This window comes from Leucobacter iarius (genome assembly GCF_039530105.1).
In the GTDB taxonomy this organism is placed as follows: Bacteria; Actinomycetota; Actinomycetes; order Actinomycetales; family Microbacteriaceae; genus Leucobacter; species Leucobacter iarius.
In genome coordinates, this window is the sequence record NZ_BAAAOB010000001.1 from 438,333 (window position 1) to 461,100 (window position 22,768).

General features: G+C 67.7%; 21 protein-coding genes and 2 tRNA genes. 10 read left to right on the top strand and 13 right to left on the bottom strand.

The features are described from left to right. Positions 1–27: 27 nt before the first annotated feature. On the bottom strand, positions 28–1,083 hold the full coding sequence (locus ABD169_RS01860; RefSeq protein WP_344028594.1) for an alpha/beta hydrolase: 1,056 nt from the start codon (positions 1,081–1,083) through the stop codon (positions 28–30). A gap of 95 nt (positions 1,084–1,178) precedes the next feature. Here ABD169_RS01860 and ABD169_RS01865 point away from each other — a divergent pair, with 95 nt between their 5' ends. Beyond that, a complete protein-coding gene (locus ABD169_RS01865; protein ID WP_344028597.1) occupies positions 1,179–1,718 on the top strand; it encodes a hypothetical protein in 540 nt (179 codons plus the stop codon). A 63-nt stretch (positions 1,719–1,781) separates the two neighbouring features. Here the strand turns inward: ABD169_RS01865 and ABD169_RS01870 are convergent, their stop codons facing one another. The 10 genes from ABD169_RS01870 to dnaA all read right to left on the bottom strand — a co-directional run bounded on the left by ABD169_RS01870 (position 1,782) and on the right by dnaA (position 15,330). Beyond that, on the bottom strand, positions 1,782–3,287 hold the full coding sequence (locus tag ABD169_RS01870; protein ID WP_344028600.1) for a S8 family peptidase: 1,506 nt from the start codon (positions 3,285–3,287) through the stop codon (positions 1,782–1,784). Between the two features lie 500 nt (positions 3,288–3,787). Further along, positions 3,788–3,860 (bottom strand) — tRNA-Ala (locus ABD169_RS01875). Between the two features lie 25 nt (positions 3,861–3,885). Further along, positions 3,886–3,959: transfer RNA gene (locus ABD169_RS01880), tRNA-Ile, on the bottom strand. Between the two features lie 141 nt (positions 3,960–4,100). Beyond that, positions 4,101–4,508, bottom strand: a complete 408-nt coding sequence (locus tag ABD169_RS01885; RefSeq protein ID WP_046454958.1) for a DUF3566 domain-containing protein — start codon at positions 4,506–4,508, stop codon at positions 4,101–4,103. Further along, the gene (gene gyrA, locus ABD169_RS01890) at positions 4,501–7,068 is read right to left on the bottom strand and encodes a DNA gyrase subunit A (RefSeq protein ID WP_344031605.1); all 2,568 of its coding nucleotides are present in this window, start codon (positions 7,066–7,068) and stop codon (positions 4,501–4,503) included. Before gyrA ends, ABD169_RS01885 begins: the two co-directional genes overlap by 8 nt. A gap of 43 nt (positions 7,069–7,111) precedes the next feature. Next, positions 7,112–9,109, bottom strand: coding sequence for a DNA topoisomerase (ATP-hydrolyzing) subunit B (gene gyrB / locus ABD169_RS01895; RefSeq protein ID WP_046454960.1), 1,998 nt, complete (start codon positions 9,107–9,109; stop codon positions 7,112–7,114). A gap of 1,305 nt (positions 9,110–10,414) precedes the next feature. Then, positions 10,415–10,756 carry a DciA family protein gene (locus ABD169_RS01900; RefSeq protein ID WP_255350837.1) on the bottom strand — a complete coding sequence of 114 codons (342 nt, stop codon included), beginning with the start codon at positions 10,754–10,756 and terminating at the stop codon, positions 10,415–10,417. A gap of 146 nt (positions 10,757–10,902) precedes the next feature. Further along, positions 10,903–12,129, bottom strand: a complete 1,227-nt coding sequence (recF, locus tag ABD169_RS01905; protein ID WP_344028603.1) for a DNA replication/repair protein RecF — start codon at positions 12,127–12,129, stop codon at positions 10,903–10,905. Positions 12,130–12,138: 9 nt separating this feature from the next. Continuing rightward, a complete protein-coding gene (gene dnaN / locus ABD169_RS01910) occupies positions 12,139–13,281 on the bottom strand; it encodes a DNA polymerase III subunit beta (protein WP_344028606.1) in 1,143 nt (380 codons plus the stop codon). Positions 13,282–13,872: 591 nt separating this feature from the next. Next, positions 13,873–15,330, bottom strand: coding sequence for a chromosomal replication initiator protein DnaA (gene dnaA / locus ABD169_RS01915; protein WP_425560939.1), 1,458 nt, complete (start codon positions 15,328–15,330; stop codon positions 13,873–13,875). Between the two features lie 399 nt (positions 15,331–15,729). Here dnaA and rpmH point away from each other — a divergent pair, with 399 nt between their 5' ends. From rpmH to ABD169_RS01960, 9 genes are all read left to right on the top strand, one after another. Beyond that, positions 15,730–15,867, top strand: coding sequence for a 50S ribosomal protein L34 (gene rpmH / locus ABD169_RS01920; protein ID WP_010155609.1), 138 nt, complete (start codon positions 15,730–15,732; stop codon positions 15,865–15,867). Positions 15,868–15,890: 23 nt separating this feature from the next. Beyond that, positions 15,891–16,298 (top strand): ribonuclease P protein component, encoded by a 408-nt coding sequence (gene rnpA, locus ABD169_RS01925; protein ID WP_344028608.1) that lies wholly within the window; start codon positions 15,891–15,893, stop codon positions 16,296–16,298. Beyond that, the gene (gene yidD / locus ABD169_RS01930) at positions 16,298–16,606 is read left to right on the top strand and encodes a membrane protein insertion efficiency factor YidD (RefSeq protein WP_369699853.1); all 309 of its coding nucleotides are present in this window, start codon (positions 16,298–16,300) and stop codon (positions 16,604–16,606) included. Before rnpA ends, yidD begins: the two co-directional genes overlap by 1 nt. A 6-nt stretch (positions 16,607–16,612) precedes the next feature. After that, positions 16,613–17,560, top strand: coding sequence for a membrane protein insertase YidC (yidC, locus tag ABD169_RS01935; protein WP_344028613.1), 948 nt, complete (start codon positions 16,613–16,615; stop codon positions 17,558–17,560). 13 nt (positions 17,561–17,573) lie between these two features. Beyond that, on the top strand, positions 17,574–18,074 hold the full coding sequence (locus ABD169_RS01940; RefSeq protein WP_046454965.1) for a Jag family protein: 501 nt from the start codon (positions 17,574–17,576) through the stop codon (positions 18,072–18,074). Positions 18,075–18,102: 28 nt separating this feature from the next. Then, positions 18,103–18,792: a 16S rRNA (guanine(527)-N(7))-methyltransferase RsmG gene (gene rsmG, locus ABD169_RS01945; protein WP_344031610.1), complete on the top strand. Its 690-nt coding sequence runs from the start codon at positions 18,103–18,105 to the stop codon at positions 18,790–18,792. A 46-nt stretch (positions 18,793–18,838) separates the two neighbouring features. After that, entirely contained in the window at positions 18,839–19,744 is a 906-nt protein-coding gene (locus ABD169_RS01950) for a ParA family protein (RefSeq protein WP_046455001.1), read from the top strand. Continuing rightward, entirely contained in the window at positions 19,744–20,847 is a 1,104-nt protein-coding gene (locus tag ABD169_RS01955; protein WP_344028618.1) for a ParB/RepB/Spo0J family partition protein, read from the top strand. The genes ABD169_RS01950 and ABD169_RS01955 overlap by 1 nt, the downstream gene beginning before the upstream one ends. A gap of 68 nt (positions 20,848–20,915) precedes the next feature. After that, entirely contained in the window at positions 20,916–21,386 is a 471-nt protein-coding gene (locus ABD169_RS01960) for an SRPBCC family protein (RefSeq protein ID WP_344028622.1), read from the top strand. A 91-nt stretch (positions 21,387–21,477) separates the two neighbouring features. On the opposite strand, the gene trxA is transcribed toward ABD169_RS01960, so the two are convergent. Next, positions 21,478–21,801, bottom strand: a complete 324-nt coding sequence (gene trxA, locus ABD169_RS01965) for a thioredoxin (protein WP_344028625.1) — start codon at positions 21,799–21,801, stop codon at positions 21,478–21,480. A 34-nt stretch (positions 21,802–21,835) separates the two neighbouring features. Next, entirely contained in the window at positions 21,836–22,762 is a 927-nt protein-coding gene (gene trxB, locus ABD169_RS01970) for a thioredoxin-disulfide reductase (protein ID WP_046454969.1), read from the bottom strand. Between the last annotated feature and the right edge of the window lie 6 nt (positions 22,763–22,768).

Genomic DNA, 22,768 nt, shown 5'->3' on the forward strand with positions numbered 1-22,768 from the left:
CCTAGTGTCTCGCGCGAGCGCCGATGCTCAGCCGATCTCCGCGATCCAGCCGCGCAGCCACACCTCGAGTCGACGATACGCCTCGGCGCGCACCGGCGGCCGCGAGAGGAACACGTCGTGCAGGGCGCCGTCGATGCGCTCGATGGTCACGGTGGGCCCGAGCCTGGTCGCCGCGCGGGCGATCTCGTCGACGTCGAGCACGGAGTCGACGCTCGTCAGCTCCTCGCTCCAGCGCATCGGCGAGATCCACCGTCGCGACAGCAGCACACCGACGGGCGCCGCGATGCGCAGCCCGCGCTCGACCACCTCGCTGTGCCCCCGCAGGATCGCGCGCAACCACCCGGCGTGCACCGCCATCGCCTGCTCCGGCCGCCACTCGGTGTTCACGTCGAGCGGGTGCTCCGCGTCGGCGACCGCGCGCTGCGCCCGCGTGTAGTAGCCGAAGTCGAACTGAGGTGCGGATTCGCGCGGGTTGAAGCGGGCGCTGAGGTCGACGAGCGGCGCGATGCTCGCCCGGATCCTCCCCGGCAGCTGGAACTCGAGCCAAGGGCTGTTGAGCAGCAACCCCGAGGCCACCCCGGGATGCCGGTCGGCCCACAGGCTGAGGATCAGGCCGCCGGTCGAGTGACCCATGAGCAGCAGGCGCCGGGGCCGCCCGCCGAAGGCCGCCGATCCCCCGTGCGCCGGCTCGGCCGACATGATCTCGAGCGCCGCACCGATCTCGGCGTCGTACTGCGCGAGATCCTCGATGAAGCCCGGCGTCTGCCCCGGTCGCAGGCTGCGCCCGTACTTGCGGAGGTCGAGCGCGAAGAAGCGCGCTCCGCGACTCGTATAGAAGGCGGCGAGCTCGCGCTGGAAGAAGTAGTCGGACCAGCCGTGCACGTAGAGCACGTCGACCCCCGCGAGCGGGTGGACGATCCGCGAGCGGCCCGCCAGTCGGTCGGTGAAGCGCACGGCGCCGGGCAGCGATCGCACGAGGGTCGCGACGAGCGGTCCCTCGTCGTCCTCCCCCAGCGGGATCGTGCGCTGCGCGAACCCCGGTCCGAGGACGTCGGGCTGCCAGGCATGCGGATCGTGCGTCATATCGCCAGTGTAGGAGTGCCGAATGCGCGACAGGAGTCCGGATACGATCGGAGGGTCCGATCCTTCCCCCACACCACTCCGACGGAGGCCCGCAGGTGCCGCAGTCCCGAGGCCGCCACGCGCCGTCGAACGCGCGCTGGGTCGCCTGGACCGGGCTTTCGCTCGGCGCCGTCGGTGCCGCGGCTCTGTGGTGCTGGGAGCGGCCGCTGGGGCTCGCCCACGGACCGCTGTTCTTCGTGGTCGTCGCCCTCACCGCACTGAGCGCCGGCGCCGCCGTGATCGCGATGCTGCGCCGGCTCGGGGCGGATCAGCGGTCCGGTGGTTCCGCGGCCGAGCGACCGGCCGCGGAGGGACCGGACGCGTCGCAGCGGACTCCCCCTGAGCCGCTCCCCGGGCTGCTCCCCGAGCTCCTGCTGGGGATCGCGCTGCTCGTCTGCGGCGGGCTCGCGGCGCTGTTCTTCCTCCTCCCGACGAACGACGACGACCCCTGGATCCCGTGGGCCGCATCGGCGCTCATCTTCGTGGCGCTCGCGATCCGCCCGATCCGCGGCTACCTGCGTGTGCGCGGGGCACGGCACGGTCGTGCCGGCCGCGCCGGGAGCGCCGGGAGCGCCGGGAGCGCCGACCGCCGCTGAACGCGGAGCGGGGCCGGGACCGCCGACCGACGATCCCGGCCCCGCCGGTCGGGGTCCGCTCCCCTACTGCACCGCCTTCAGCGCGTTCACGAGGCCCGTACCGAAGTAGCTGTTCAGCGCCGTCGTGCCCACGCAAGCCGCGCCGGCGCCGCGCTCGGGCGCCGAGCAGGGCGTCGGGGTCGCATCCGCCTTGAGCTTCGCCGTCAGCTGCGCCGGCGTCAGGTTCGGGTGCGCCGACTTCATGAGCGCAAGCACACCCGCGACGTGCGGAGTCGCCATCGAGGTGCCGCTCTTCAGGCCGTAGCCGCCGCCGGGCAGGGTCGACAGGATCCGGGATCCGGGTGCCGCCACGTCGATCTCGCCGAGCCCGCGGTTCGAGAAGTACGAGAGCTGTCCGGTCTGCGTGACCGAGGAGACGGTGACGACGCCGGGGATCTGCGCGGGGATGTCCTTGCAGCCCTGGTTGATGGTGCGCGGCGTCGGAGCCGCAGCGTCGTTCGGGCTGCCCTCGTCGCGCGTGTTCACGGTCAGGTCGAGTCCCGAGTTGCCCGCAGCGGCCGCGTTGACCACGCCGCGCGAGGTGGACCAGTTCACGGCGCGCGCCATCGCCTCGCGCACGGCAGCCTGATCGGGCTGGTCATCGCACCAGAATTCGAAGGGATCCACGTAGTAGCTGTTGTTCGTCACGTCCATGCCGCGCTGCGAGGCCCACATGAATCCGCAGATCGCGTACTCGGGGTAGATGAAGCCGTCGTCGTTCACGACCTTCACCGAGGCGAGGCGCACGTTCGGGGCGACGCCGACGATGCCCGTACCGTTGCGGGCCGCGGCGATCGTACCGGCCACGTGCGTGCCGTGATCCGAGGTCGTCGGCTCCCATCCGCCGGCCGTCTGGTCGGGCCGGCCGCCCACGGTGCAGTTCACCGAGTTCGCGACGTCGATGTTCGGCGCCAGGTCGGAGTGCTTCGGATCGATGCCGGAATCGAGCACGCCGACGAGCACCTTGCGGCTGCCGTCGGTGATCGCATTCGCCTGATCGGACTTGATCATGGCCATGTCCCACTGCTGGGCCTCCATGGCGTCGCCCGCCTTCGCGGGCACCGGCGTGGTGGGCTCGTCCACGTCGACGCGCTTGTTCTTGCCGCCCTGCTTCCAACCGGAGGCACCGGGACCCCAGGGCACCTGCGGGCCCTGCACCCGGTCGGAGACCTCGACGGTGCGAGTCGCACCGACCGCCTCGACCGCGTTCTTGCCCGTGACCTTGACCCGGTCGCGGAACGCCGCGCGGTCGCTCTGCGCGACCACGACGCCGATCTCGGGCCACGTCTGCACGACGACGCCTCCGGCCTCGGTGACGGCCTTCTCGACCTTGCGCACCTGACCCGGGTTCGCCTTGCCGGCGTTCACCACGTAGCTCATGACGGTGCCGTCCGGCGGATTCACCGGGACGGGGGTGGACGGCTCCGCGACGGCCGCGGTGGCGGTGGTCGCCGAACCCACCAGCAGGCCGATCGCCGCTGCGGTGCAGACGGCCGCCCGGATGGAACGCTGACGGAATGATGATCTCATCGTTGAGGATCCTCTCGAGGGAGTACCCCGGCTTGTGGCCGGGGCGGGCTCAGTGCCCTCCCCCTTTCTAGTAGCCGAGAACGGTTCGTTCAATATTGAAGATCCGCCGCTGCCGCAGTAGGGTGCGCCCCCTCGCTGGGGTCGGGTGCTGCGCCTCGCCGGTGCCGACTTCGGGCGCCGGGTCCGGGTCCTGCACCTCCCTGCTCCCAGAGTCCCGCACGTTCCGCTCTTCCAGCTCTTCCAGCTCTTCGCGACCTTCTCGATCCTCCCGACCCTCTGAACGATTGGACATCCACTCGACGATCGGATGCTCTATCGGCGCGTGACTCGCCGTCCACTCGTCGGGTGGACGTCCACTCGTGCCAGAAGCGGCGCCACCGAAGGCGGCGCCGAGGGCACCGCCGCCACGGGAACTGCCGAGCGCATCGCCGAGCCACGCATCGCCACCGCGAGCCCCGGAAACGCAGAACGCCCCCGGCGTGAACCGGGGGCGTTGTCTGTGGATCCTGGGAGAATCGAACTCCCGACATCCTGCTTGCAAAGCAGGCACTCTACCAACTGAGTTAAGGACCCGGAACGGCTCTTGCGAGTCGTTCGGTGGGGCTACCAGGACTTGAACCTGGGACCTCTTCATTATCAGTGAAGCGCTCTAACCGCCTGAGCTATAGCCCCTTGACCAAGAAACGACTCTACACGGACACTCGCCGAAAACACAAATCGGCCGGATCCGCTCCGCGTGCCGCGGCCGGAAACGCCGCGTGCCCCGCCGACCGTGGAGGTCGTCGGGGCACGCGAACCGCCGCTCGGCGTCGATCAGTTGCTGGTGAAGCCCAGCTGGAAACCGCCGACGATGCGGGTGAGGAGGTTGTAGATCAGCGATGCGACCGCGCCGAGCGCGGTGCCCACGATGATGTTCAGGATCCCGACCACGACCGAGAATCCGAAGACCTGCGGGAAGCCGAGGAACGTCATCAGGCTGTTCTTGTCGCCAACGACGTCCATGAACAGGGAGTCGACCTTGGCCAGCAGACCGGTCTGCATCAGCACGAGGTAGACGAGCACCGTCGCGACGATCCCGACGATGGCCCAGCAGACCGACACCAGGAAGGAGAACTTCACGGCCGACCAGAAGTCGACGTAGACGAGCTTGAGGCGTACCTGCTTGGACGGCGCTTTCTTGCGGGTCTTGCGCGCCAGCTTATCGGCGACAGTGTTACTCATTCAGGCTTTCCTTGTCTTCTGCGTGCTCCGCAGCATCGGTCTCGGCCGGCTCACCGGCCGCGCTCTCGGCCTCGGCGTCGTCGAGACCGCGCTCCGTGTTTCGCGCGATGCCAATAATACGGTCCCGCTCTGGGAATCTCGCAAAGACGACGCCCATCGTGTTCCGGCCCTTGGCGGGAACCTCGGCGACGTTGGACCGGACGACCTTGCCGCTGGCGAGCACGGCGAGCACCTCGTCGCCCTCGTCCACGATGAAGCCGCCGACCAGATCGCCGCGCGCCTCGTCGAGCTTCGCCACCTTGATGCCGAAGCCGCCGCGGTTCTGCACACGGTACTCGTCGACCGCGGTGCGCTTGGCGTAGCCGCCCTCGGTGACCACGAAGACGAAGCCGCCCTCGGTGATCCGCGAGGCCTGCAGCAGCTGATCCCCGTCGCGGAAGTTCATGCCGCGCACACCGCTCGTGGAACGGCCCATCGGGCGGAGCGCCTGGTCGGACGCAGTGAAGCGCACCGACATGCCGTGCTTCGAGATGAGCAGCACGTCGTCGTCGGACTCCGCGATCAGGGCCGAGACGAGCTCGTCCTCGTCGCGGAGCTTGATCGCGATGATGCCGCCCGTGCGGTTCGTGTCGTACTCGGTCAGCGCGGTCTTCTTGACGAGGCCGTCGCGGGTCGCGAGCACGAGGAACCGATCCGCTTCGAACTCGCGCAGGTCGAGGATCTGCGTGACCGACTCGTCGGGCGCGAGCGCGAGCAGGTTCGCGAGGTGCTGGCCCTTCGCGTCGCGGCCGCCCTCGGGCACCTCGTACGTCTTCGCGCGGTAGACGCGGCCCGTGTTCGTGAAGAACAGCAGCCAGTGGTGCGTCGTGGTGACGAAGAAGTGCTCGACGATGTCATCGGCGCGGAGCGCCGCACCCTTGACGCCCTTGCCGCCGCGGTGCTGCGTCCGGTAGTTGTCGATGCGCGTGCGCTTGATGTATCCGCCGCGGGTGACGGTGACGACCATCTCCTCCTCGGGGATCAGGTCCTCCATCGACATCTCGCCGTCGAATCCGTGCAGGATCGTCGAGCGCCGCTCGTCGCCGTACTTGTCGACGAGGTCGCCGAGCTCGGTGACCACGATGCTGCGCTGCTCCTCGGGCGAGGCCAGGATCCCCTGGTACTCGGCGATCTGCGCCTCGAGCTTGGCCGCGAGCTCCAGGATCTTCTGTCGCTCGAGCGCCGCGAGGCGGCGCAGCTGCAGGCCGAGGATCGCGTCCGCCTGGATCTGGTCGACGCCGAGCAGCTTCATGAGGCCCTCGCGAGCCTCGTCGACCGTGGGCGAGCGACGGATCAGAGCGATGACCTCGTCGAGCGCGTCGAGCGCCTTGAGGTAGCCGCGCTGGATGTGCGCCTCGGCCTCGGCCTTCCGCAGGCGGTACTCGGTGCGCCGGACGATGACCTCGATCTGGTGCTTCGCCCAGGCCGTGATGAAGCCGTCGAGCGCCAGGGTGCGGGGCACGCCGTCGACGATCGCGAGCATGTTCGCGCCGAAGTTCTCCTGCAGCTGCGTGTGCTTGTACAGGTTGTTCAGCACGACCTTCGCGATCGCGTCGCGCTTCAGCACGATCACGAGGCGCTGGCCGGTACGGCCGCTCGTCTCGTCGCGGATGTCGGCGATGCCCTGGACCTTGTTCTCCTTGACCAGGTCGGCGATCTTCACCGCGAGGTTGTCGGGGTTGACCTGGTAGGGCAGCTCGGTCACGACGAGGCAGGTGCGTCCCTGGATCTCCTCGATGTTGACCACGGCGCGCATGGTGATGGATCCGCGGCCCGTGCGGTAGGCCTCGCGGATCCCCTTCGTGCCGAGGATCTGCGCGCCGGTCGGGAAGTCGGGGCCCTTGACCCGCGCCATGAGCGCCTCGAGGAGGTCCTCGCGGCTCGCCTCGGGGTGCTCCAGGTGCCAGATCGCCGCTTCGGAGACCTCGCGGAGGTTGTGCGGCGGGATGTTCGTGGCCATGCCGACCGCGATGCCGACGGAGCCGTTGACCAGGAGGTTCGGGAACCGTGCGGTGAGCACGGTCGGCTCCTGCGTACGTCCGTCGTAGTTGTCCTGGAAGTCGACCGTGTCCTCGTCGATGTCACGCACCATCTCCATGGCGAGCGGGGACATCTTGGTCTCGGTGTATCGGTGGGCGGCGGCGCCGTCGTTGCCGGGCGAACCGAAGTTGCCCTGGCCGAGGGCCAGGGGGTAGCGCAGCGACCACGGCTGCACGAGGCGCACGAGCGAGTCGTACACGGCGGTGTCGCCGTGCGGGTGGAACTGGCCCATCACGTCACCGATGACACGGGTGCACTTCGAGAAGGCCTTGTCGGGGCGGTAGCCGCCGTCGTACATCGTGTAGATCACACGGCGGTGCACGGGCTTCAGGCCGTCGCGCACGTCGGGCAGCGCACGGCCCACGATCACGCTCATCGCGTAGTCGAGATAGGAGCGCTGCATCTCGAGCTGCAGATCGACCTGGTCGATGCGACCGTGGTTCGCCGCGATGGGCTGGCCGGTCTCGTCCAGCTCCACGATGATCTCGGCGCCGTTGGCGTCGTCCACGTCGGGGGTCTCGTTCTCAGATGTCAAGGAAACGCACGTCCTTCGCGTTCTGCTGGATGAAGCTGCGGCGAGCTTCGACGTCCTCGCCCATTAGGGTGGCGAAGATCTCGTCGGCGGTCGCCGCATCGTCCATGGTGACCTGCAGCAGGGTGCGGGTCTCCGGGTTCATGGTGGTCTCCCACAGCTCTTCGTGGTTCATCTCGCCGAGACCCTTGTAGCGCTGCACGCCGCTCTCCTTCACGAGGCGGCGGCCGGCCTGGGATCCGGCGGTGAGGCGCTCGTCGCGCTCGGCGTCGCTGAACACGTACTCGTGCTCGGCGTTCGCCCACTTGATGCGGTACAGCGGGGGCTGCGCGAGGTAGACGTAGCCGAGATCGATGAGCGGCCGCATGTAGCGGAACAGCAGCGTCAGCAGCAGCGTCGTGATGTGCTGGCCATCGACGTCGGCATCGGCCATGAGCACGATCTTGTGGTAGCGCGCCTTCTCGGGATCGAACTCCTCGCCGATGCCCGCGCCGAACGCGGTGATCATCGCCTGGACCTCGGTGTTGTTCAGCGCGCGGTCGAGGCGGGCCTTCTCCACGTTGAGGATCTTGCCGCGGAGCGGCAGGATCGCCTGCGTGTGGGGGTTGCGGCCCGTCTTGGCCGAACCGCCGGCCGAGTCGCCCTCGACGATGAAGATCTCGGAGATCACCGGATCCTTGCTGGTGCAGTCCGACAGCTTGCCGGGCATGCCGCCGGACTCGAGCAGTCCCTTGCGGCGCGCAGTCTCACGCGCCTTGCGTGCGGCGAGGCGCGCGGTCGCGGCCTGGATCGCCTTGCGGATGATGTCCTTCGCCGGGCCGGGGTTGCGCTCGAACCAGTCGCCGAGCTGATCGCCGACGACCTTCTGCACGAACGCCTTCGCCTCGGTGTTGCCGAGCTTGGTCTTGGTCTGGCCTTCGAACTGGGGCTCCCCCAGCTTGACCGAGATGACGGCGGTCAGACCCTCGCGAACATCGTCGCCCGAGAGGTTGTCGTCCTTCTCGCGAAGAATGTTCTTCTCTCGTGCGTAGCGGTTGACGAGGGTCGTCAGCGCCGCGCGGAAGCCCTCCTCGTGCGTGCCGCCCTCGTGGGTGTTGATGGTGTTCGCGTAGGTGTGGACGCTCTCGGTGTAGGCCGTGGTCCACTGCATCGCGACCTCGGCCGAGATCTTGCGCTCGGTGTCCTCGAGCTCGAACGAGATGATCTCCTCGTTCACGAGCTCCGCGCGCTTGGCCGAGTTCAGGTAGTGGACGTAGTCCTCGATGCCCTTCTCGTACAGGAACTCGTCATGCGGCGGAGCCGGTGCGACGAGCTCGCCGTCTTCGTTCTCGACCGGCTCCTGCGGGCGCAGGTCGGTGAGCATGATCTTGAGGCCCTTGTTGAGGAACGCCATCTGCTGGAAGCGGGTGCGCAGCGTCTGGTAGTCGAACTCGACGGTCTCGAAGATCTCGGCGCTGGGCCAGAAGGTGATGGTGGTGCCGGTCTCTTCCGACGGCTCCCCCTGCACCAGCGGTCCGGTCGGGACGCTGCCGTCGAACGCCATGTTCCACGTGAAACCCTGACGCTTGACCTCGACCTCGAAGCGCGACGAGAGTGCGTTCACGACAGAGGAACCGACGCCGTGCAGGCCGCCCGAAACGGCGTAGCCGCCGCCGCCGAACTTTCCGCCGGCGTGCAGCACGGTCAGCACGACCTCGACGGTCGACTTGCTCGGGTCCGACGAGTGCGGATCGACGGGGATACCGCGGCCGTTGTCGATGACGCGGACACCGCCGTCCTCGAGGATCGTGACGTCGATGGCATCGCAGTACCCGGCGAGCGCCTCATCGACCGAGTTGTCGACGATCTCGTACACCAGGTGGTGCAGACCGCGAGGCCCGGTGGATCCGATGTACATACCCGGGCGCTTGCGTACCGCCTCGAGGCCCTCGAGCACCTGGATCGCTCCGGCACCGTAGTCTTCCGCGGCCGTAGCCTGTTCATCAGTCATGCTGTGAGTCACACTCTCCAAAGATCGCCTCAGGCCGGATTTCCGGCCCGGACACGTTCACACCCCAGCCTATCAATTCGAGGCGCTCAGAACCGTGATTTCGGGCCTTTGGAGCGAGGATTCCGGGTGGGATCGTTCCCCCTCCGAAATGGGCTCTTTCTCGGCGGGTTCCCTCCCGGTGCCAGGCGCTGCGTCGCGTCAGCTTCTCGAACCGGCCCCCAACGGGCTCCCTGATCGGATCGCCACGGGCTCGATCCGCCAGGCGGCTCCCGCATACGAACACCGAGATCACTCGATAACGACCGTTCGTTTGGCCAGGATCACCCAGCCGGCTCCGTCAGGTCCACCGACGCCCAGGCTTCCGAACCGGCCCGTGCCCACCCCGGTGAGATCGCCCGGTCCGTCCGCGCCAGTCCGCGCCTCCCGCCGGCCCGCGCGCTTCTCCCGACCCGTCGTGCCCGCTCCCCTTCCTCGCACAGCTTCCACGGCCCATGGTCCGCTGAGACGAAACTCCACCGGCACCGAGCAGCTCGCATCCGCGACGATCTCCTCCCCCAGCACGAGCCCGACCGGAGCGCCGACTTCGCGATCGAACACCGCGGCCGAACACGGCGCGATCTGAGGCAGAATCCGATCGATCCCGATTCCTCACGGGAACCAGCACTCATCTCTTCGAAACGCGAAGGCCGGGCTGCCGGGAGCCGATGGGCGACGCATTCGCATCCCGCCGACCGGTATCGGCGTGGCCCGGCGAGAAGCTCCCCAAGAGGAGGGCCCGGCGTACCGGCGAGAAGCGGACGGAACTCCTGCCGCGCCGGGCGAGACCCGGCTCACCTCGCATCGCACCGAGCGGCACGGATCGGCCGCTCCAGTCGCTCCGGCAGGTGCGACCAGATCGCACCCGCGCCGAGCGAGCCAGTTCCCCCGGACTCCCTTGCTCTCATCGAACACGGCTGGTCCCCGCGATCACCGGGACTCCCGCCATCCGAGCTCTCTGCAGTTCTCGCTCGACTGGCGAGGATTCGTCACCCGGATCAGGACACTCGGAGCCGCGAAGCCACCCTCATCTCCTCATCCAGACCCCCGACCGCTCGCCGCACCGGCTCATCCGGCCCAGGGCGCCGAGCGCATGCTCGCAATCTCCAAAAGGAACCGAACCCGACCCCGTGATCGCGTTTCACGTGAAACGAGCGCGAAAATCGAGTCATTTCAACACTCCGCGACGGCGACTAAATCCCAGATCAGAGCAATGAACGAGTGGCGCCACGTCAAGAATACTTGCGTCAGAGCGATTCTCCGCTCGGCTTATCCGTACGTATCCCTCGGTCCGCGCCCCTGAACCGTCCTGGGACCGTGCCGCCAGCTGGGTGCGCCCGGTGCGAGGAAGCGAAGATCGCGAATCTCGGAATCCGGGAACTCCCGCAGCAACCGAGTCAGGATCTCGGACCTCAATCGACGGAGTTCGGTTGCCCACGCGGTCGAGTCGCATTGCAGGAGCAGCACTCCGTCGCGGACTCCGACGACCTCGGTGTGATCCGAAGTCGGCTGTCCGACGAACTCAGCCCACTCCGTGATCACACGAGCCTGCTCCAGGTCTGCGCTCCATCCCATGTCCGTCGCGGCCTTCGCGAGAATGTCGCCGAGCATCCTCGGATCACGTCCGGTTCCGAACGGCGCGCGCCCCTCCCCTTCGGTCGAGTCCGAGCCGAGTCGACGCCGCCGATACGGAACCCCCTTCCACACCGACTTCGCCCGCAGATACGCGCTGCTGGCGAAGTCGGAATGCTCGGGCTTCACTGCTCAGCGCTCCCCACCGAGACCGTGCCTCGCTCGACACCGATGCGATGCCAAGCGATGCCCTCGGGGATGTCCTCTTCGACCGCGGCCGTCACAATGACCTGCTCGAAGCTCTGGACCGCAGACATCAGCTTCGACCGCCGCCGAGTATCGAGCTCCGCGAAGACATCATCCAGCAGAATGACCGGATCGCCGCCCGCGGACTCCCCGCGCAACAGCACTGCCATCCCCAGGCGGAGCGCGAGAGCGAATGACCAGGACTCTCCGTGGCTCGCGTAGCCCTTCACTGGGAGACCGTTCAACTCCAGCACGAGATCGTCCCGATGCGGGCCGACCAAGGTCACGCCGCGCTCGAGTTCCTGCGCCCGAACAACTTGAAGGGCCCGCCGAAACTCGGCCGCAACCGTTTCACGTGAAACGTCGCCGCGAGGTCGCTCGGCTTCGGTTTCACGTGAAACACTTCCCTCCCCCGGGGTCGGAACTTCCGCCGATTCTGTTTCACGTGAAACACTCTCCCGTTCGCATGCCGCTGCAACGGTCTCCGCGAGGGACAGTCTCGGTCCGTGATCCTGATCGACCAGAGTCTCATATCCAGCGCGAAGTGGCTCTTCGAGAGCGCGGAGCAACTCGTGTCGCGCCACCATGATCCGGGACCCGTGATCCACCAGCTGCGCATCCCACACGTCCAGGGTAGCCTCGACGGCACTTCGTGCGCCCCTCCGAGCGGATTTCAACAGCGAAGTGCGCTGCCTGACCACGCGTTCGTAGTCGGAAAGCGTTCCCGACAGCGCAGGAGACCGCGCCACGACCGCTTCGTCGAGAAAGCGGCGGCGTCCTGAGGGATCTCCACGAACGATTCCGAGGTCTTCCGGAGCGAACAGTACGGTGGAGAACCACCGGGTCAGCTCGCGCGGACGAACCGGGTTCCGATTCACCTGCGCCCGATTCGGGCGGTCCCGATTGATCTGTGCTTCGAGCAGCACATCGCGGCCGCCCGATTCGACACGCATGCGAAGAATCGCAGACTCCTGGCCTGCCCGAATCAGCGCGGCATCGCCGGTCACCCGATGCGACCTCAGGGTCGCGAAATAGGCGATCGCTTCGGCGAGGTTGGTCTTGCCCTGCCCGTTGCGTCCGACCAGCAGGTTGGGTCCGGCAGCGAACGGCACCTCCGCCGTCGCATAGTTGCGAAAATCGGCGAGAGACAGATGCGCGACCCGCATCGGCCCTCCTTAGCGGAGCAGCAGGTTCGGCTGCAGCAGGTAGCGGAAGCTCTGCTCGTCGGCGTCGTCCTTGCTGCGCTGGCTCGTGATGAGCACCGGGCCCGGCTTGCCCGGGTTGTCGGTGCGGGTGAAGCCGACGCGAGCGAACTCCGCGTGGGTGGAACGCAAGCCGTCGAGCAGGAACTGCGGCTTGAGCGAGACGATCATCTCGTCCCCGACGAGGTGCGCGTCGACCACCTCGACCGCCTGCGCGGTCTCCGAGCCTGCGGCTTCCAAGGTGACCTGCCCCTCGACGAAGGAGAAGCGCAGGGCGGCCTCCCGCTCGAGCACCAGGCCGACACGGCCGACGGCCTCGACCAGGTCACTGGTGTTGATCACCGCGTAATTATCGATGCCATCAGGGAAAAGTCGTCCGACGGGCGGGTAGTTGCCCTTGATCAGCAGCGAGGTCACCGTCTTGTTCCCACCGGTGAACGCAACGAGTTCGCGCTCGCCGTCCTTGATGATCGAGACCTGCACCTGGCCGGCGTTCGAGAAGGTCTTCCCGACCTCGGTGACGACCTTCGAGGGCACCAGCGCCGTCAGGTCGCCTGAGCCGTCCTGCGCCTCCCAGTCGATGCGACGGGTCGCCACTCGGTAACGGTCGGTCGCGGTGAGCGTGAGGGCGTTCTCGCTGATCTCGAACTGCACGCCGGTGATCACCGGGGTGACATCGTCCTTCGAGGCCGCGAGGGACACCTGTGCGATGGCCTCGGCGAAGACGTCCGCCGGAACGATGCCCGAGACCGAATCGATCTTCGGGATCTGCGGGTATTCCTCGACCGGCATGGCCGGGAGGCTGAACGAGGCCGAGCCGCATCGCACCTGCACACGGCTCTCGACGAGGGACACCTCGACGTCCGCGTGCGGAAGGCGCTGCGCGATCTCGCCCAGCAGACGGCCCGAGACGAGTGCGCGGCCGGCATCGGCGACCTGGGCGGTGACCGAGGTGCGCGAGGAGACCTCGTAGTCGAAGGAGGACAGCGTCACCGCGTCGCCGGCGGCCTCGAGGAGCACACCGCTGAGCAGCGGCTGCGTCGGCCGCTGCGGCAGCAGCTTCGCTGCGAACGAGACGGCCTCGCTGAACACGTCACGGTTGACGGTGAAACGCATGAAGCCACTCCTCGTGATGGTGGGACGAATGCCAAGTTCCGGGCCTGACAATCCTTGCACACTCGGGTCCGGTGAGCATCACGGATCCTGTCATTCGCCAGCCGAGAACCGCGGAACGGTGCCGCTGTCGTTCGGTTGAGCAGTTTTCCGGCTCCGGATAGGCCGGACGGCGGAAGGCGTGATCGAGATCCCCTGTAAGAGAGATGGAACTGTTAACGGTGTTAACGCCTGTGGATGCTGTGGATAACTCGTCCTCCGCCAAGCCCTGTAAGCAAACTACACGGTTGTGACTTGTGAGTGGGACGTGGATCAATGGGGTTCCGCGGAATCACGCCGAAGTGTTAACGCTCCCGGCATTCCACAGGCGACCCGGATCCATGCACAGACTCGCCCGAGTTCTCCCCAGTTACCCACAGCCTGGTGGAAAACTGTGGATAACTCGACCGGTTCGAGGCGTTAACGCCTGGTGGGGAAAGGTTTGGGGAAAACCGAGCTCGGCATGCCCGCGGGGCGCGCTTCGCGGGCGCACGGTGCCGTGCGCGGAGCACCTCCCGGGCCGCCGAGGAGCAGCCCGCGGCACCGGAAGACGGGTCAGCGCGCCTGCTTCACGCGGGCGGTGATCTCCATGACCTGGTTGTAGACCGCGCGGCGTTCCTTGAGCAGCTGGGCGATCTTCTTGTGCGCGTACATCACCGTGGTGTGATCGCGGCCGCCGAAGAGCTGACCGATCTTGGGGAGGGAGAGCGGAGTGAGCTCGCGGCAGAGATACATCGCGATCTGGCGGGCGAGCGCGATCTGCTGTGCGCGGGACTGCCCGTAGAGGTCGTCAACCGACAGATCGAAGTAGTCCGCGGTGCGGTTGATGATGTCCGACGGCTGCACTTCGTTGTCGTCGTCGAGCGAGATCAGATCCTTCAGCACCGTCTGCACGAGGCTCATGTCGATGCGCTGCTGGTTGAGGCTCGCGAACGCGGTCACGCGGATCAGGGTGCCCTCGAGCTCGCGGATGTTCGAGGAGAACTTGGTCGCGATGAACTCGAGGATCTCGTCCTCGATCACGAGCTGCTCGCGCTGCGCCTTCTTGCGCAGGATCGCGATGCGGGTCTCGAGGTCGGGCACCTGGATGTCGGTGAGCAGACCCCACTCGAAGCGCGAGAGCATGCGCTCCTCGAAGCCGCGGAGCTGCTTGGGCTGCACATCGCTGGTGATCACGACCTGCTTGTTGTGATCGTGCAGCGTGTTGAAGGTGTGGAAGAAGGCTTCCTGGGTCTCGGCCTTGCCCTCGAGGAACTGGATGTCGTCGACGAGCAGCAGATCGACGCTGCGGTAGCGCTGATGGAACGCCGCGCCCTCGTTGTTGGCGATCGAGTTGATGAAGTCGTTGGTGAAGTCCTCGGAGCTGACGTAGCGCACGCGGACGTCCGGGAACAGTTCGCGGGTGTAGTGCCCGATCGCGTGAAGCAGGTGGGTCTTGCCCAGGCCGGAGTCGCCGTAGATGAAGAGCGGGTTGTAGGCGCGGGCCGGAGCTTCGGCGACGGCGACGGATGCGGCGTGGGCGAAGCGGTTCGACTGGCCGATGACGAAGGTGTCGAAGCGGTACTTCTCGTTCAGCCGGCTGTCCTCGATCTCGCGCCGACCGTGGCGGGGCGAGGGCTCGTGGAGGGGCCGGACCGGTTCGGCCGGAGCGGCTGCGGGAGGCTGCTCGTCAAAAGATGCGCTCGCATCGACGGACTGATCCGCCTCGGTCTCCTGCTCCGCCGTGCCGACGCTGTGATCGACCTGCAGCGTGGGATCGACGAGCACGATGAAGTTCTCGATTCCCGTGGCGTCCGGGGTCTTCGCGATCGCCGACATGATGGCCGGCCGCAGCTCGTGATCGAGCAGGCGCTGGGTGAAGTCGTACTGGACCGCGAGGTACAGCGACCCCGCGCCGACCCCGCGGGGTACCGCGAGGCCGAGCTGGCCGATCAGGGAGCGGGCCACCATCGGGTCGTCAGCCACCGCGCGGGTGATCTGCGCCCAAACCCCCTGTACCTCGTCCTCTGTCACTGGGATCCGTCCGAAAAGTTGTGAGTCTGTGCTGGGTGTTATCCCCAGATTATCCACAAGCAGAAGGGCGGAAAAACGGCGAGATTCTGTCAGATTGATCCGCCCGGGAGAACACCTGCGCCCACGTTAGTCACAGATCTGTCCACAGGCAAGTCGAACCGGCGGAGTCGTGGAAACCGCGCGGTTTGGGGCCCCCGTGTCGCGCGTTCGCGCGTGTTCTGGGAGGATCGCTTTGACTGTGGGCCCGAGTGCGCGTAAAGTTAACACCTTGTATGGGCGCCAGTGTGCGCTGCGGAGCTCGCGAAGCGTTCTCCGCGGGTGCCGCGCGCCCCATCGAGTCCGAACTTCTTCGTCGCCGAGAGCGGCGGAGAGCACTGCCAAAAGTCACGGAGTCTTCTTATGAGCAAGCGTACCTTCCAGCCCAACAACCGCCGCCGCGCCAAGGTGCACGGCTTCCGCGCCCGCATGCGTACCCGCGCCGGCCGCGCCATCGTCGCAGCGCGCCGCGGCAAGGGCCGCTCGAAGCTCACGGCCTAGTCCACACGCATCCCGGTTCGATCGTGCCCGCGCGGCAGCATCGCGTCACCCGGGGTGACGACTACCGGCGCATCGTGCGAACCGGAAACCGCGTGGGTGGTGCAACATGCATCGCCCACGCGGTTTTGCATGTGCGCGAGGCCGACGCTCCTGATCAGCCTGCCCGGTTCGGCTTCATCATCTCCAAGGCGGTCGGCAACGCCGTTACCCGGAACCTCGTCCGGCGCCGCATGAAGTTCCTCGTCGAACGGGGGCTGAACGCCGGGTTCGCGGGAGCGGACATCGTGTTCCGCGCCCTGCCGGCCAGCGCAGAAGCCGGATTCGAGGGGCTGGAGCGCGACGTGACCCGGGCCCTGGGCAAGGTGGAGCGGATGCTCGCCGAGCGCGATGGGCAGCAGGATCCGGCCCCCGCACCGGGAAGCCGACCGTGATCCCTGCTCCGGTCCTCGAGCTCTGGCTGCTCCCCCGCAACGCGGCGATCACCGTGATGCGGGTCTACCGCCGGCTCATCTCCCCGCTCTACGGGCAGGTGTGCCGGTATCACCCCAGCTGTTCCCGGTACGCTCTGGAAGCGTTCCAACAGCGCGGCTTCGTCACCGGCGTCGCGCTCACCGTCTGGCGCCTCCTGCGGTGTAATCCCTTCACCCCCGGGGGGATCGACGACGTCCCGCCGAAGCGGCGTCCTCGATTCGTCACGAACTCCAGCGGATTCGTCCGCCCCACGTACCGAAAGGCCTGAATCCCAGTGGACTTCATCGAAACACTGCTCTGGCCGCTGCGCTGGCTCGTCGAGCTGGTGCTGGCGGTCTGGCACCAGATCTTCACCTTCTTCGGGCTGAACCCGGCGTCCGGCCTGACCTGGGTGCTCTCGATCATCGGCCTCGTGCTCGTGGTGCGCTCGGCGCTGATCCCGATCACGGTGCGGCAGATCAAGTCGCAGCGCCGCATGATGGATCTCGCGCCCGAGATGAAGAAGATCCAGGCGAAGTACAAGGGCAAGACGGACCAGTTCTCTCGCGAGGCGATGAGCCGCGAGACGATGGCGCTCTACAAGAAGCACGGGACCAACCCGTTCTCCTCCTGCCTGCCGATCCTGATCCAGATGCCGGTCTTCTTCTCGCTGTTCTACGTGCTGCGTCACGCGGCGGAGAACAAGACGGGCATCGGCTTCATGAACCAGGAGCTGACGCACAACTTCAACGCGGCAGAGCTCTTCGGCGCTCCGCTGAAGATGACCTTCACGCAGGGCTGGGCCGAGCAGAACTGGGTCATCATCATCCTGCTCGGCGCCATCATGATCCTCATGATCGCCTCGCAGTTCTTCACCCAGCTGCAGATCATGTCGAAGAACGTCTCGGACGAGACGAAGAGCTCGCCGATGTACCGTCAGCAGCGGATCCTGCTCTACATCATCCCCTTCGCCTTCATCTTCTCGGGCGTGACCTTCCCGCTCGCGCTCAACATCTACTGGTTCACCTCGAACCTGTGGACCATGGGCCAGCAGTACATCGTCATCAAGAACATGCCGACCCCCGGCAGCGAGGCGTGGCGCCAGCGCCAGGCCCGCCTGAAGGCCAAGGGCAAGCTGACCGAGGAGGAGGCCGCCGAGATCGATCGCATCGAGGGCACCGGCGAGGCCCAGGGTCAGCGTCAGCAGCCGATGAGCGCCAAGCGCGCCAAGAAGAAGAAGTAGGCAGGAGCGGATCATGACCGAAAGCAACGGCGCCGTGGTGACGAATGAAGACCCCACCCTCGAGGAGCTCGAGGCGGAGGGCGATCTCGCCGCGGATTACATCGAGGGCTTCCTCGACATCGCGGACCTCGACGGGGATCTCGACATCTCGGTCGCGAGCGGTCGCGCCTACGTCTCGGTGACGGGTGGCGGTGAGGACCTCGATCGCCTCGCGATGCCCGATACCGTGCAGGCGCTCCAGGACCTGACCCGCCTCGCGGTGCAGGGCGGCACCGGCCGCTTCTCGCGGCTCATCCTCGACATCGGCGGCTCGCGGGATGCACGCGCAGCCGAGCTCGGACGCCTCGTCGATGCGGCGGTGGCGCAGCTCGCCGCCGGTCGCACCGAGGTCGAGCTCGAGCCGATGTCGTCGTACGAGCGCAAGCTCGTGCACGACATCGTCGCCGAGCGCGGCTACCACTCGGAGTCGCGGGGCGAGGGCCGCGACCGCCGTCTCGTCATCTCGCAGGCATAAGGGGTTTCACGTGAAACGCGGCACCCCGATCGATCCGGTCGACGCCCCCGAGTCCGTCGAGGCCGAGCCGGCCGCTCCCGTCGAGCCGGAACCGGCATCGGCCGCGCAGATCGCGGGCGACCGGATCGATGTGCTGCGCGCTTTCACCGCGGATCTCGCGGAGCGCGGTGAGCCGCTCGGACTCATCGGGCCCCTCGAACCCCCGAGGCTCTGGACCCGGCACGTGCTCAACAGCGCGATCCTGGCGCCGCTCATCACCTCCGGTGCGCGCGTGGCCGATATCGGCACCGGCGGCGGGATGCCCGGGCTCGTGCTCGCGATCGTCCGGCCCGACGCGCGGTTCCTGCTGATCGAACCCATGGAGCGCCGCTGCGCGTGGCTGTCCGAGCAGATCGAACACCTCGGGCTCGAGAACGTCGAGGTCCGGCGCGGCCGTGCCGAGGAGTACCACGACGCGTTCGAGGTCGACCAGGTCACGGCCCGCGCGGTCACGGCGCTGCGCACCCTCGTGCCGATCACCGCTCCCCTGCTGCGCGACGGCGGCGAGATGCTGTTCCTCAAGGGCACCTCGGTCGAGGCCGAGATCCGGGCCGCCGAGAAGGTGCTGCGCAAGCACCGCGTGACCGGTGCCTTGGTCGAGGAGCTCGGCACGGGCCTGCTCGCCGAAACGACCCGGGTCTTCCGGGCTACAGTAGAACGTGGCTCGCGGGCGGAGTGAGCGGGCCGGCTCCTCCGCCGATGATTCGATGACGCACGAGGATGCCATGACTGCAACGAACAACACCCCGGTGGGCGACCACCTGGTGGACAAGATCAGGCGTCGACGCAAACTCGAGAGGACCAAATCTCCGTTGCCCACTGAGCCGCGCATCATCACCGTCTCCAACCAGAAGGGCGGGGTGGGCAAGACCACCACGACCGTCAACCTCGCTTCGGCGCTCGCGCGCCGCGGGGCCAACGTGCTGGTCATCGACCTCGATCCCCAGGGCAACGCGTCCACCGCGCTCGGGGTTCCGCACCAGTCCGAGATCACCAGCGTCTACGAGGTGCTGCTCGGCGACAGCGAGATCGAAGAGGCGATCCAGCCGACCACCGACAACGAGAACCTGTTCTGCGTGCCGTCGACCATCAACCTCGCCGGCGCCGAGATCGAACTCGTCTCGCTCGTCGCACGCGAGCAGCGGCTCCGCAGCGCCGTCGTCTCGTTCCTCGAGCGCTCCGAGCGCGAGTTCCACTACGTCTTCATCGATTGCCCGCCCTCGCTCGGCCTCCTCACGGTCAACGCGTTCGTCGCGGCGCAGGAGGTGCTGATCCCGATCCAGTGCGAGTACTACGCGCTGGAGGGTCTGAGCCAGCTGCTCGGCAACATCCAGCTGATCCAGAAGCACCTCAACCCGACCTTGAACGTCTCGACGATCCTGCTCACGATGTTCGATGCCCGCACCAACCTCGCGCACGAGGTCGCGGCCGAGGTGCGCGAGCACTTCCCCACCCAGACCCTGCGCGTCGCGGTGCCGCGCTCGGTGCGCATCTCGGAGGCGCCCAGCTACGGCCAGACCGTGCTCGCCTACGACCCGGCCTCCATCGGAGCGCTCGCCTACCTCGAGGCCGCGGCCGAGATGGCCGAGCGCGGGGCCCCCGCCGTCAACACCAGCAACGAAGGAGCCTGATGGCTACGAAGAAGCGCAGCGGTCTCGGACGCGGGATCGGAGCCCTGATCCCCCAGTCGACGACCGAGGGCGATCGTCCCGTCGACGTGTTCTTCCCCGCCCGCACCGTGACCGAGGCGCCGGCGAACGACACCGAGCTCGACGAGGCCTGGGACGGCTCCGGCTCCGATTCCGAAGCTCCGGCCGCAGGCACCGAAGCCGCGGGCACGACGGCGGCCAAGCCGCGCACGCGCGCACAGGCGAAGGCCGCGAGCACCCCCGCTGAGCCGGAGCCCGAGCTGCAGGCCGTGCCCGGCGCGACGCTCACGCGCCTCGCCGTCGAGGACATCGTCCCCAACCACGTGCAGCCGCGCACCGAATTCGACGAGCAGGCGCTCGATGAGCTCACGCACAGCGTGCGCGAATTCGGCGTCTTCCAGCCGATCGTCGTCCGCGCGATCGAGCCGGCTCCCGCCGAGGGACCGAAGTACGAGCTCATCATGGGCGAGCGCCGGCTCCGCGCCTCGAAGCGTGCGGGGCTCGACAGCATCCCCGCGATCGTGCGCACCACCGCCGACGAGCACATGCTGCGCGATGCGCTGCTCGAGAACCTGCACCGCGCCCAGCTCAACCCGCTCGAAGAGGCGTCGGCCTACCAGCAGCTGCTCGCGGACTTCGGCATCACGCAGGAGCAGCTCGCCGAGCGCATCGGCCGCTCCCGGCCCCAGATCTCCAACACGATCCGCCTGCTCAAGCTGCCCGAGGCCGTGCAGGCCCGGGTCGCGGCCGGCGTGCTGACCGCTGGGCACGCTCGCGCGATCCTCTCGCTCGACGGGGACGCGGACGCGATGCTCCATCTCGCGGACAAGATCGTGAACGAGGGGCTCTCGGTGCGCGCCGCCGAGGCCGTCGCCTCGGAGGAGCCGAAGCGCAAGGCTCCGAAGCCGCGTGCGGGCGGGCGCCAGGGTCAGCTGGAGGAGATCGCGGATCGCCTGGGCGACCGTCTCGACACCCGCGTCTCGGTGAAGCTGGGGGCCAAGAAGGGGCAGATCATCATCGACTTCGCGACGATCCAGGACCTGAAGCGGATCCTCGCCGAGATCGACGACCCCGGGTTCGGATAGGCCTCGGCCACGCACCCGCTGTGAGCCCGGTGAATGCCGGGCTCAGCCCGGCATGATTGACTGACGGCATGTCTGAAGAGCAGCGCATCGTCTCCGCAGTCGGCTCCACCAAGGCCCCGGCCGAGGTGCTGTTCGAACTGATCGCCGACCCGTCCCAGCAGCCCCGCTGGGACGGCAACGACAACCTCTCCGAGGCCGCCCCCGGCCAGCGCGTGCACGCCGTGGGCGATGTTTTCCGCATGGCTCTGACCAAGGCCGGCGCCGTGCGCCTCAACCGCATCGTCGAGTTCGAGGAGGGCCGCCGCATCGCGTGGAAGCCGGCCCCCGAAGGGGAGGCCGAGCCGGGTCACCTGTGGCGCTGGGAGCTCTCCCCCGTCGAGGGCGGCACGCTCGTGCGGCACACGTACGACTGGACCGAGCTGGAGGATCCGAAGCGGCAGGAGCGCGCACGCGCGACCACCGCGGAGAACCTGCAGGCTTCGCTCGATCGGCTGACCGCGCTCGCCGAGACCGAGGCCGCCGAGCGCAGCGCGAGCTGAGCGGCCCGTCGCGGCGATGCGTCGCTAGCGACGCGTGAGGGCCCGGATCCGACTCGGATCCGGGCCCTCACGCGTTCGGGGGACGAACGGCTCAGATGATGCCGTTCAGGTGCTCCTCGATCATCGGCTTCGGCATGGCGCCGATGATCTCGCGCACCTCCTCGCCAGCCTTGAACACCTTCATCGCGGGGATGGAGGTGATCCGGTACTGGGCCGCGAGGCCCGGGTTCTCGTCGACGTTCACCTTGACGATGCGGATCTTGCCCGCGTGCTCCGCGGCGATCTGGTCGAGGATCGGCGCGACGGCGCGGCACGGGCCGCACCACTCGGCCCAGAAGTCGACGAGCACGGGGGTCTCGCTCTTCAGGACCTCGTCGATGAAGGTGGACTCGGTGACTGCGAGTGCCTGGGACATGCTGACTCCTTGTTTCTGTGAGTGTTCGGGGCGCTCAGGATTCGAGCGCGGCGAGGTAGTGCTCGGCGTCGAGGGCGGCGACCGTGCCCGACGCAGCGGCGGTGATGGCCTGGCGGTAGCTGGGATCGATCACGTCTCCCGCCGCGAAGACGCCGGGGATCCCGGTCTTCGAGCTGCGGCCCTCGACGGCGATGGTGCCGTCCTCGGTGAGCTCCAGCTGGCCGTGCACGAGGTGCACGCGGGGGTCGTTGCCGATGGCGATGAACAGGCCCTCGATCGGCAGCTCCTGCTCGGTGCCGTCGACGGTGCTGCGCAGGGTCAGGCCGGTGACCTCGGTCTCGCCCTGGATCGCCGCGACCTCGCTGTTCCAGATGAACTCGATCTTCTCGTTGTCGAAGGCGCGCTGCTGCATGATCTTCGACGCCTTGAGCTCCTCGCGACGGTGCACCACGTAGACCTTCGACGCGAAGCGCGTGAGGAACGTCGCCTCCTCCATCGCCGAGTCGCCGCCGCCGATGACGGCGATCGTCTTCTCGCGGAAGAAGAAGCCGTCGCAGGTGGCGCACCACGAGACGCCGTGGCCCGAGAGGCGCTCCTCGTCGGCGAGGCCCAGCTTGCGGTAGGCCGAGCCGGTGGCGAAGATGACCGACTTCGCCTCGTGCACGGAGCCGTCGCCCGTGCTGATCCGCTTCACGTCGCCCGCGAGCTCGACCGCGGTGACGTCGTCGTACACGACCTTGGTGCCGAAGCGCTCGGCCTGCGCCTGCATCTTCTCCATCAGCTCGGGGCCCTGGATCCCCTCGGGGAAGCCCGGGAAGTTCTCGACCTCGGTGGTGTTCATCAGTTCGCCACCGGGTTCGACCGAGCTCGCGATGAGCACGGGTTCGAGGCCGGCGCGCGCCGCGTAGATGGCCGCGGTGAAGCCGGCGGGGCCGGAGCCGATGATGATGATCTGGTGCATGACACT

Excerpts from the sequence above, each read along its gene's own strand:
- gyrB (WP_046454960.1), bottom strand. The coding sequence starts at position 9,109 with ATGACTGATGAACAGGCTACGGCCGCGGAAGACTACGGTGCCGGAGCG.
- recF (WP_344028603.1), bottom strand. The coding sequence starts at position 12,129 with ATGCGGGTCGCGCATCTGTCTCTCGCCGATTTTCGCAACTATGCGACG.
- trxB (WP_046454969.1), bottom strand. The coding sequence starts at position 22,762 with ATGCACCAGATCATCATCATCGGCTCCGGCCCCGCCGGCTTCACCGCG.
- ABD169_RS01955 (WP_344028618.1), top strand. The coding sequence starts at position 19,744 with ATGGCTACGAAGAAGCGCAGCGGTCTCGGACGCGGGATCGGAGCCCTG.
- ABD169_RS01885 (WP_046454958.1), bottom strand. The coding sequence starts at position 4,508 with ATGAGTAACACTGTCGCCGATAAGCTGGCGCGCAAGACCCGCAAGAAA.
- ABD169_RS01900 (WP_255350837.1), bottom strand. The coding sequence starts at position 10,756 with ATGCTCGGCGACATTCTCGCGAAGGCCGCGACGGACATGGGATGGAGC.
- ABD169_RS01950 (WP_046455001.1), top strand. The coding sequence starts at position 18,839 with ATGACTGCAACGAACAACACCCCGGTGGGCGACCACCTGGTGGACAAG.
- dnaN (WP_344028606.1), bottom strand. The coding sequence starts at position 13,281 with ATGCGTTTCACCGTCAACCGTGACGTGTTCAGCGAGGCCGTCTCGTTC.
- ABD169_RS01860 (WP_344028594.1), bottom strand. The coding sequence starts at position 1,083 with ATGACGCACGATCCGCATGCCTGGCAGCCCGACGTCCTCGGACCGGGG.
- rpmH (WP_010155609.1), top strand. The coding sequence starts at position 15,730 with ATGAGCAAGCGTACCTTCCAGCCCAACAACCGCCGCCGCGCCAAGGTG.
- trxA (WP_344028625.1), bottom strand. The coding sequence starts at position 21,801 with ATGTCCCAGGCACTCGCAGTCACCGAGTCCACCTTCATCGACGAGGTC.
- ABD169_RS01940 (WP_046454965.1), top strand. The coding sequence starts at position 17,574 with ATGACCGAAAGCAACGGCGCCGTGGTGACGAATGAAGACCCCACCCTC.
- ABD169_RS01870 (WP_344028600.1), bottom strand. The coding sequence starts at position 3,287 with ATGAGATCATCATTCCGTCAGCGTTCCATCCGGGCGGCCGTCTGCACC.
- ABD169_RS01960 (WP_344028622.1), top strand. The coding sequence starts at position 20,916 with ATGTCTGAAGAGCAGCGCATCGTCTCCGCAGTCGGCTCCACCAAGGCC.